Annotated in this window: 7 protein-coding genes; all 7 read left to right on the top strand. The window is 71.2% G+C overall.

All coding sequences use genetic code 11. The annotated features are described in order from the left end of the window. Nucleotides 1–399: phosphoadenosine phosphosulfate reductase family protein (locus ACIBJH_RS40070; RefSeq protein ID WP_399121862.1), on the top strand; the 399-nt coding region annotated here is incomplete at its 5' end. A 2-nt stretch (nucleotides 400–401) separates the two neighbouring features. Further along, a complete protein-coding gene (locus ACIBJH_RS40065) occupies nucleotides 402–1,730 on the top strand; it encodes a sulfate adenylyltransferase subunit 1 (RefSeq protein WP_399121861.1) in 1,329 nt (442 codons plus the stop codon). Nucleotides 1,731–2,016: 286 nt separating this feature from the next. Continuing rightward, nucleotides 2,017–3,114: an aliphatic sulfonate ABC transporter substrate-binding protein gene (locus ACIBJH_RS40060; RefSeq protein WP_399121860.1), complete on the top strand. Its 1,098-nt coding sequence runs from the start codon at nucleotides 2,017–2,019 to the stop codon at nucleotides 3,112–3,114. Between the two features lie 13 nt (nucleotides 3,115–3,127). Further along, on the top strand, nucleotides 3,128–3,934 hold the full coding sequence (locus ACIBJH_RS40055; RefSeq protein ID WP_399121859.1) for an ABC transporter ATP-binding protein: 807 nt from the start codon (nucleotides 3,128–3,130) through the stop codon (nucleotides 3,932–3,934). Then, nucleotides 3,921–4,799, top strand: a complete 879-nt coding sequence (locus ACIBJH_RS40050; protein WP_359606157.1) for an ABC transporter permease — start codon at nucleotides 3,921–3,923, stop codon at nucleotides 4,797–4,799. Before ACIBJH_RS40055 ends, ACIBJH_RS40050 begins: the two co-directional genes overlap by 14 nt. A 10-nt stretch (nucleotides 4,800–4,809) precedes the next feature. Beyond that, nucleotides 4,810–5,553: a sirohydrochlorin chelatase gene (locus ACIBJH_RS40045; RefSeq protein ID WP_399121858.1), complete on the top strand. Its 744-nt coding sequence runs from the start codon at nucleotides 4,810–4,812 to the stop codon at nucleotides 5,551–5,553. 104 nt (nucleotides 5,554–5,657) lie between these two features. Then, on the top strand, nucleotides 5,658–8,153 hold the full coding sequence (locus ACIBJH_RS40040; RefSeq protein ID WP_399121857.1) for a GTPase-associated protein 1-related protein: 2,496 nt from the start codon (nucleotides 5,658–5,660) through the stop codon (nucleotides 8,151–8,153). Nucleotides 8,154–8,289: the final 136 nt, after the last annotated feature.

Genomic DNA, 8,289 nt, shown 5'->3' with positions numbered 1-8,289 from the left:
TACAACGGGCGGCACGCGCCCGGCGAGCACGTGCGCGTGTTCCCGCTGTCCAACTGGACCGAGCTGGACGTCTGGCAGTACATCGCCCGCGAGGGCATCGAGCTGCCCGACATCTACTTCGCGCACGAGCGTGAGGTGTTCGCGCGTGGCGGTATGTGGCTGACCGCCGGTGAGTGGGGCGGGCCGAAGGCGGACGAGACCGTGGAGAAGCGGCTCATCCGGTACCGGACCGTCGGTGACATGTCCTGCACCGGTGCCGTCGACTCCGACGCGGTGACGCTGGAGCAGGTCATCACCGAGATCGCGGCCTCCCGGCTGACCGAGCGGGGCGCGACGCGGGCCGACGACAAGCTGTCCGAGGCCGCGATGGAAGACCGCAAGCGCGAGGGGTACTTCTAACCATGAGCACCATCACGGAACTCACCGAGACGACCCTCCTGCGGTTCGCGACGGCCGGTTCGGTCGACGACGGCAAGTCCACGCTCGTAGGACGGCTGTTGCACGACTCCAAGTCGGTCCTCACCGACCAACTCGAAGCCGTACAACGGGTGTCGGCCGACCGCGGCCAGGACACACCCGACCTCGCACTCCTCACCGACGGACTGCGCGCCGAGCGCGAGCAGGGCATCACCATCGACGTGGCGTACCGCTACTTCGCCACGCCCCAGCGGCGGTTCATCCTCGCCGACACCCCCGGTCACGTGCAGTACACCCGCAACATGGTGACGGGTGCCTCCACCGCCGAGCTGACGGTGATCCTCGTCGACGCGCGCAACGGTGTCGTCGAGCAGACCCGGCGGCACGCGGCGATCGCCGCGCTGCTGCGGGTGCCGCACGTGGTGCTCGCGGTCAACAAGATGGACCTCGTCGAGTACAAGGAGTCCGTGTTCGCCGCGATCGCCGAGGAGTTCACGGCGTACGCGAGCGAGCTGGGCGTCCCGGAGATCACCGCGATCCCGATCTCGGCGCTGGCCGGGGACAACGTGGTGGAGCCGTCCGCGCACATGGACTGGTACGGCGGGCCGACCTTCCTGGAGCACCTGGAGTCGGTGCCGGTCGCCCACGATCTGAGCCACTGCCACGCGCGGCTGCCCGTGCAGTACGTGATCCGGCCGCAGAGCGCCGATCTGCCGGACTACCGGGGGTACGCGGGCCAGATCGCGGCCGGTACGTTCCGTGTGGGCGAGGCGGTGACGGTGCTGCCGTCCGGGCGGGCCACGAGGATCTCCGCCATCGACCTGCTCGGCAAGCCGGTCAACACAGCGTGGACCACGCAGTCGGTGACCGTCCTTCTGGAAGACGACATCGACATCTCGCGCGGTGACCTGATCGTGCCCAGCAAGGACGCCCCGGCGACCACGCAGGACATCGAGGCGACCGTCTGCCATGTCGCCGACCAGCCGCTGACCGTGGGCCACCGGGTGCTCCTCAAGCACGGCACCCGCACGGTCAAGGCGATCGTGAAGGACATCCCGTCCCGCCTCACGCTCGACGACCTGTCCCTGCACCCGCATCCGGGACAGCTCGTCGCCAACGACATCGGCCGCGTGAAGATCCGCACCGCGGAGCCGCTGCCGGTGGACTCGTACGCCGACTCGCGGCGCACGGGCTCGTTCATCCTGATCGACCCGGCGGACGGCACGACGCTGACCGCCGGCATGGTCGGCGAGTCGTTCGCGGCGCCCGAGCCGGTCAAGGACGGTACGGACGACGACGGTTGGGACTTCTGACATGACGTCGAGGGACTTCTACTCCACGTTCGCGAAGGAGGGCGGCCGCGTCGGCAGCGGCGCCCTCGGCAGCGGGCAGGGCGGAGTGGCGCGATGTGCGGGCTGACGTACGCGCACTGCCTGCGCGCCCCGTCCTCCCACCTGCCGTCCCGGACACGACGAAAACGAAGACCTGCCGACCTCCCGGCCACGACCTGAGACCGTGACCGCCGGGCCAACGAGAGGAACCCCTCCCGTGCCTGTCAACCTCCCCCTTTCTCGACTTCGCTCGAATGGGGGCGCCCCCATGACATTTCTGCGCCGCGGCATAGCCGTGGTCGCCGCGCTCCCCCTGCTCACCCTCGCCGCGTGCGGTTACGGGTCGGACTCCAAGAGCACCAACTCCAAGGAGAAGGTCGCCGCCGGGTCCTCCAAGATCGACGGTCTCGCCTCCGTGAAGATCGGCTACTTCGGCAACCTGACCCACGCGACCGCGCTGGTCGGCCGTGAACAGGGCCTCTTCCAGAAGGAACTGGGCGCCACCAAGGCCGAGTACGCGACCTTCAACGCGGGCCCCTCCGAGATCGAGGCGCTCAACTCGAACTCCATCGACATCGGTTACATCGGCCCCTCCCCGGCGGTCAACGGCTACACCAAGTCCGACGGCAAGAGCCTGAAGATCATCGGCGGTTCGGCTTCCGGCGGCGTGAAGCTGGTCGTCAACCCGAAGAAGATCAAGTCCCTGAAGGACGTCAAGGGCAAGAAGATCGCGACGCCTCAGCTGGGCAACACGCAGGACGTGGCGTTCCTCAACTGGATCGCGGACCAGGGCTGGAAGGTCGACGCGCAGAGCGGCAAGGGTGACGTCACCGTCGTCCGCACCGACAACAAGATCACCCCGGACGCCTTCAAGGCCGGTTCGATCGACGGCGCGTGGGTGCCGGAGCCGACCGCGTCGAAGCTGGTGGCCGAGGGCGGCAAGGTGCTGCTCGACGAGTCGACGCTGTGGCCCGACAAGAAGTTCGTGATCACGAACATCATCGTGTCGCAGAAGTTCCTCAAGGCGCACCCGAAGGTCGTCGAGGCCGTGCTGAAGGGCTCGGTCGCGGCCAACAAGTGGATCAACGCCAACCCGACCGAGGCGAAGGCCGCGGCGAACAAGCAGCTGGAGGCCGACTCCGGCAAGGCGCTGCCCACCAACATCCTTGACCCGGCGTGGAGTTCGATCCAGTTCACCAACGACCCGCTGGCCTCCACCCTCAACACCGAGGCGGAGCACGCGGTGAAGGCGGGCCTGCTGGAGAAGCCCGACCTGAGCGGCATCTACGACCTGACGCTCCTCAACAAGGTCCTCAAGGCCGACGGTGAGAGCACGGTCGACGCCGCCGGTCTCGGCACGAGCTGATCGAGGGATCCCGATGACTTCCCAGGAGGTGACGACCATGACCACGACCCTCGCCAAGGAGACCCCCGCGTCGGTCGAGCACGCGGCACGCCTTGAGCACGTCTCGAAGTCCTTCGCGACGCCGGGCGGGCAGCAGCTCGTCCTGGACGACATCACCATCGATGTCGCGCCCGGCGAGTTCGTCACCCTCCTGGGGGCCTCGGGCTGCGGTAAGTCCACCCTGCTGAACCTGGTGGCGGGCCTCGACAGGCCCACCACCGGGTCCATCACCACGGACGGCCGCCCCGCCCTGATGTTCCAGGAGCACGCCCTGTTCCCCTGGCTCACCGCGGGCAAGAACATCGAACTCGCCCTGAAACTCAGGGGAGTTCCGAAGGACGAGCGGCGCGGTCGGACCGAGGAGCTGCTCGACCTGGTCCGGCTGCCGGGCGCGTACGGCAAGCGGGTGCACGAGCTGTCCGGCGGTATGCGACAGCGCGTGGCCATGGCCCGCGCGCTCGCCCAGGAGAGCCGCATCCTGCTGATGGACGAGCCGTTCGCGGCGCTCGACGCCATCACGCGGGACGTCCTGCACGACGAACTGACGCGTATCTGGGGCGAGACGGGCCTGTCGGTCCTGTTCGTCACGCACAACGTGCGGGAGGCGGTACGGCTCGCCCAGCGGGTCATCCTGCTGTCCTCGCGGCCCGGCCGGATCGCCCGCGAGTGGACGGTGGACATCCCGCAGCCGCGCCGCATCGAGGACGCGCCCGTGGCCGAACTGTCCCTTGAGATCACCGATGTACTGCGTGGGGAGATCCGCCGTCATGGCCAGCACTGAGACGACGACGGTCAAGGACGCCGGGAGCGTCGAGGCGGGCCTCGACGCCCTGGAGACCACGGTCACCGGCCGTCCGACCTTCCGGCAGACCTTCGTCAACAAGATCTTCCCGCCGATCGTCGCCCTCGCGGTGGTCCTGGTCGTCTGGCTGATCCTGACCCCGATCGTCGACGACCCGAGCAAGCTGCCCTCGCCGGGCGCCGTCGGCACCGAGTTCAAGAACGCCTGGCTGCAGGGCGATCTCCTCGGCTACATCTGGACCAGCGTCTCGCGCGGTCTGCTGGGCTTCTTCTTCGCGCTGCTGATCGGCACCCCGCTGGGTCTGCTGGTGGCGCGGGTGAAGTTCGTGCGCGCGGCGATCGGCCCGATCCTGTCCGGCCTCCAGTCGCTGCCGTCGGTGGCGTGGGTGCCGCCGGCCGTCATCTGGCTGGGTCTGAACAACTCGATGATGTACGCGGTGATCCTGCTCGGCGCGGTCCCCTCGATCGCCAACGGCCTGGTGTCCGGCGTCGACCAGGTGCCGCCGCTGTTCCTGCGGGCGGGCCGCACGATGGGCGCGACCGGCGTCAAGGGCATTTGGCACGTCACGCTGCCCGCCGCGCTCCCCGGCTATGTGGCGGGCCTGAAGCAGGGCTGGGCGTTCTCGTGGCGCTCGCTGATGGCGGCCGAAATCATCGCGCAGTTCCCGGACTTGGGCGTGGGCCTCGGCCAACTGCTGGAGAACGGCCGTACCAACAGCGACATGGCGATGGTCTTCGAGGCCATCATCCTGATCCTGTTCGTCGGTATCGCCATCGACCTGCTGATCTTCAGCCCGCTGGAGCGGTGGGTGCTGCGCAGCCGCGGTCTGCTGGTGAAGAGCTGAGCTGATTCCCGTGCACCAGAGGCCGGTCCTCCTCGTCATCGCCCACGGCAGCCGCGATCCGCGGCACGCCGCGACCGTCCACGCCCTCGTCCGGCGGGTACGGTCACGGCGGCCCGGGCTGCGCGTGGAGGTCGGCTTCCTGGACTTCAACATCCCTTCCGTGCAAGGGGTGTTGGAGTCGCTGGCGGCGGAGGGCGTGCGGGACGTGGTGGCGCTCCCCCTGCTCCTGACCCGCGCGTTCCACGCGAAGACGGACATCCCCGCGGTCCTGCGGGAGGCACCGGCACGGCTGCGGATCCGGCAGGCGGAGGTACTGGGCCCCTCGCCGTTGTTGTTGCGGGCTCTCGAACGGCGTTTGTACGAGGCCGGGTTGACGCCCGCCGACAAGTCCACGACCGGGATCGTGCTGGCCTCGGCGGGGTCCACCGACCCGGAGGCGATCGCGGTGATCGACGGCCTGGCGCGGGAGTGGTGGCGCACGGGTTGGTGCGCCGTGCGCCCCGCGTTCGCCTCCGCGGCCCTGCCACGCACGGAGGACGCGGTACGCGAACTCCGGGCCCTGGGCTGCGAACGCGTCGCCGTCGCCCCGTACGTCCTGGCCCCCGGCTTCCTCCCCGACCGCATCGCGCGGGGCGCGGTGGACGCGGATGTGCTGGCCGAGGTGCTCGGCCCGGCACCGGAGGTGGCGCGCGTTCTGCTGGAGCGCTACGACGCGGCAGCCCTGACACCGGTGCTCGCGGCCGTCGGCGCGTAGCGCGTTCACGGTTCCCACCTGCCCGGTTTCCCGGAAAGGGGTCTCCCCCGGCTCCCGGATCTGCTGGGATGGTGCCTCTGCAGGCTATCGGGGAGCAAGTACACGTGGCGGGTCAGGAGTTCGGGCATCGTGAAGGGCCTGTGCCGGCCCAGCTGCACTACACCTCGGCGCCGTCCGGTTCCGAGGATTCCGGCCCCCGGTTCACGGTGGTCGGCGCGCAGGTGCCGCCGGGCGTGCTGCGGGAGGCCGAGCGGCTCCTCGGGTACGAGCCACCGCCCGACAGCCCCGAGCAGCCCGACGCCGAGCAGCTCAAGAGGTTCCCGACGGTATTCGGCTTCAGCGAACTCGCCGACGGCGGGCGGCTGTTGAGCCGTTCCGTGTGTACCGGCACGGACTGGGCCGGGGGTCCGGTGTCCTTCCACGCGCATGCCGTCCTGTTGCCGGCCGGGACCCGGCTGCCGGACGGCGTCCTGCCCATCTCCACCTGGGAGTCCCCGCGTTGGGCCGAGTCGGCTCCGCCGGACGGCAGGGCCGAGCCCGTCGACCGCGTCGAACCCTCGGGGCTGTTGCGCAAGGAGGCGCTGGTCCCGTTCGCGGTGTCCCGGGCCGAGCGGCTCGCCGCGTTCTTCGCCGATGTGCGGGCGGCGGCCGCGGATCCGGGCGCCGGGCAGATCGTGGTGGTGGAGCAGCACAGCGCCGACGTGGCCCGGTGGATCGCGCTCGCCTGCACGGTCCTGCCCCGCGAACAGGCGCACCGGCTCACCTTCACGACGTACAGCCGCGACCCCCGGCAGGCCCGCCAGCAGCTCGTCGGCGCGCTGCCGTCCTCCGAGCCCGTCGCCGACGACCCGCGCTACCTCGTGCACGACTGCACGCGCCGCCCGCCGTCCGGCCCGGTCACGGACACCTGGGCCGAGGTGTGCGCCCGCGTCTGGCGCGCGGGTCGCCCCGACCTGTTCCACAACGACCCCGACGATCTGGGCCCGTTGGCGGTGGCCGCCCTCGTCGCGGGGATCGACCTGCGTACGGACGCCCGTGCGGTGGCGGCGAGTTGGGCGGCCGAGCAGGTGGGCACGCTGCCGGACGACACCCTGACCGCGTTGGTCGCCGGGTTGTGCGGCGGCCCGGTGCCGCATCTGGGCTCCCCCTCGGACACGCTGCCCGGTGCGGCCGAACAGGTGGCGCTGGCCGCGTTGTTGGCCCGGTTGGACGGGCGGGTGACGGCCGCGGTGTCGGCGCCGCTCGCCGCGCGGGTGCTGGCGTCGGCGGTCCTCGCCCATGGGCCGGTGCCCACGCTGCGCGCCGGGTCCCTCACCGCGCGGGACCACGACGACCTGGCCCGCGATCTCGCGCCCGCCCTGCGGGCCGGTATCGCGGACACGGCCGAACCGGCCGCCGGACGGCCGCTCGCGCTGCTGCGGGCCGCCGACCTGCTCGACGTCGACTGCCAGGACGAACTGCCGCAACTGGCCGAGCGGTTGGCGCGGGAGTCGGTGACCGCCCCGGCCGCGTCCCCGTCGAACGGCGAGGCTCCCGGCGTGGGCTGTCCGCCCGCGCTCCTCGACGCGGTGCACACCCACCCCGGGCTCCGGGTGGCGCTGTTCGGTTCGCTCGACACGCTCGCCGCCGCCGAACCGGCTTCTGCCGCAGGGGTGTTGAAGAGTTCGGGGCTGCCGCTGGACCTCCAGCAGTCCGGCTTTCCGCATCTGCGGATGTGTGTCTCGCCGGACGGGTCGGACGGGTCGGACAATCGGCTCGACCGGTTCCACGGTCTGCTCCGCACGGCCGGGGTCTCGCCGCACGCCGATCCGACGGTGCTGCGTACGGCTCTCCGCCTCACCTGGCCCGGCGGTGCACTGCCGACCGGCGCGGAGGCGAGCCTGCTGCTGAAGGAGCTGGGTTCCGACACCCACCGTGCCGCAGGCACCCGGGAGTTGCTGATCGAGGCGGCACTCGCCGCTCCCCCGGACGACCCCGGCATACCGGCGCTCGCCACCGATCTGCTCCGCTGTTTCACCACGGAACTGGGGCCGGGCCGGCGAACGGCCCTGCTCCTGCTGGAGTTCACCGGGCGGCTGGGCACCGGGAGCGAGGGCGAGGAGTGGGTCGGCCGGGTGCTGGACCTCACGGCCGGTGCCGTCGCCGATCCGGTGCCGGACACCGTCGCCGAACGCGCCTTCCAGGCCCTGGCGTCGCGGCTTCTGGAGAGGGCGGCACCGGAGAACGAGCTGTACACGCTGGCCCGTTCGGGCGAGCCGCGGCTGCTCGCGGCGTACGAGCGCGCGGCCCGCTCGGAGCGGGTGGGGGACCGCTTGCGGACCGACCCCGCATATCTCGCCGACCGGTTCTGCGACTGGAGCGCGTTCCCGGGCACGTATCCCGGCTGGGACGAGACCCGTACCGCCCTGCTGGCCAAGGTGCTGCGGCCGGTCGTGCGGGCGCTGTCCGCGCGGGAGCAGGGGGAGGTCGAGGCGGCGCTGGACCGCTCGGGCCGCGGCAAACTCGACGCGTTCCGTGCCTGGAACCGCCCGGGCACGCTCGGGCGCCTCGCGGGACGGCTGTCGGGGCGGGGTCGGCGTGCCGAACATCCCGGCGGGTGAACGATCCCGGCGACCGGTGGGGAGGCGCCGCCCGAAGTCCGGCACTCCCCTGTGATGTCGGACCCCGGACGGCCCGTCCGCAGCACGGCCCCCGCAGGCGTGAGCCGTGTCGCGGGGGTCGCTCTCTGTACTGCGC

The sequence above is a fragment of the Streptomyces sp. NPDC050548 genome (assembly GCF_044457385.1).
GTDB lineage: Bacteria > Actinomycetota > Actinomycetes > Streptomycetales > Streptomycetaceae > Streptomyces.
This window is presented reverse-complemented; position numbering and strand designations above follow the sequence as displayed.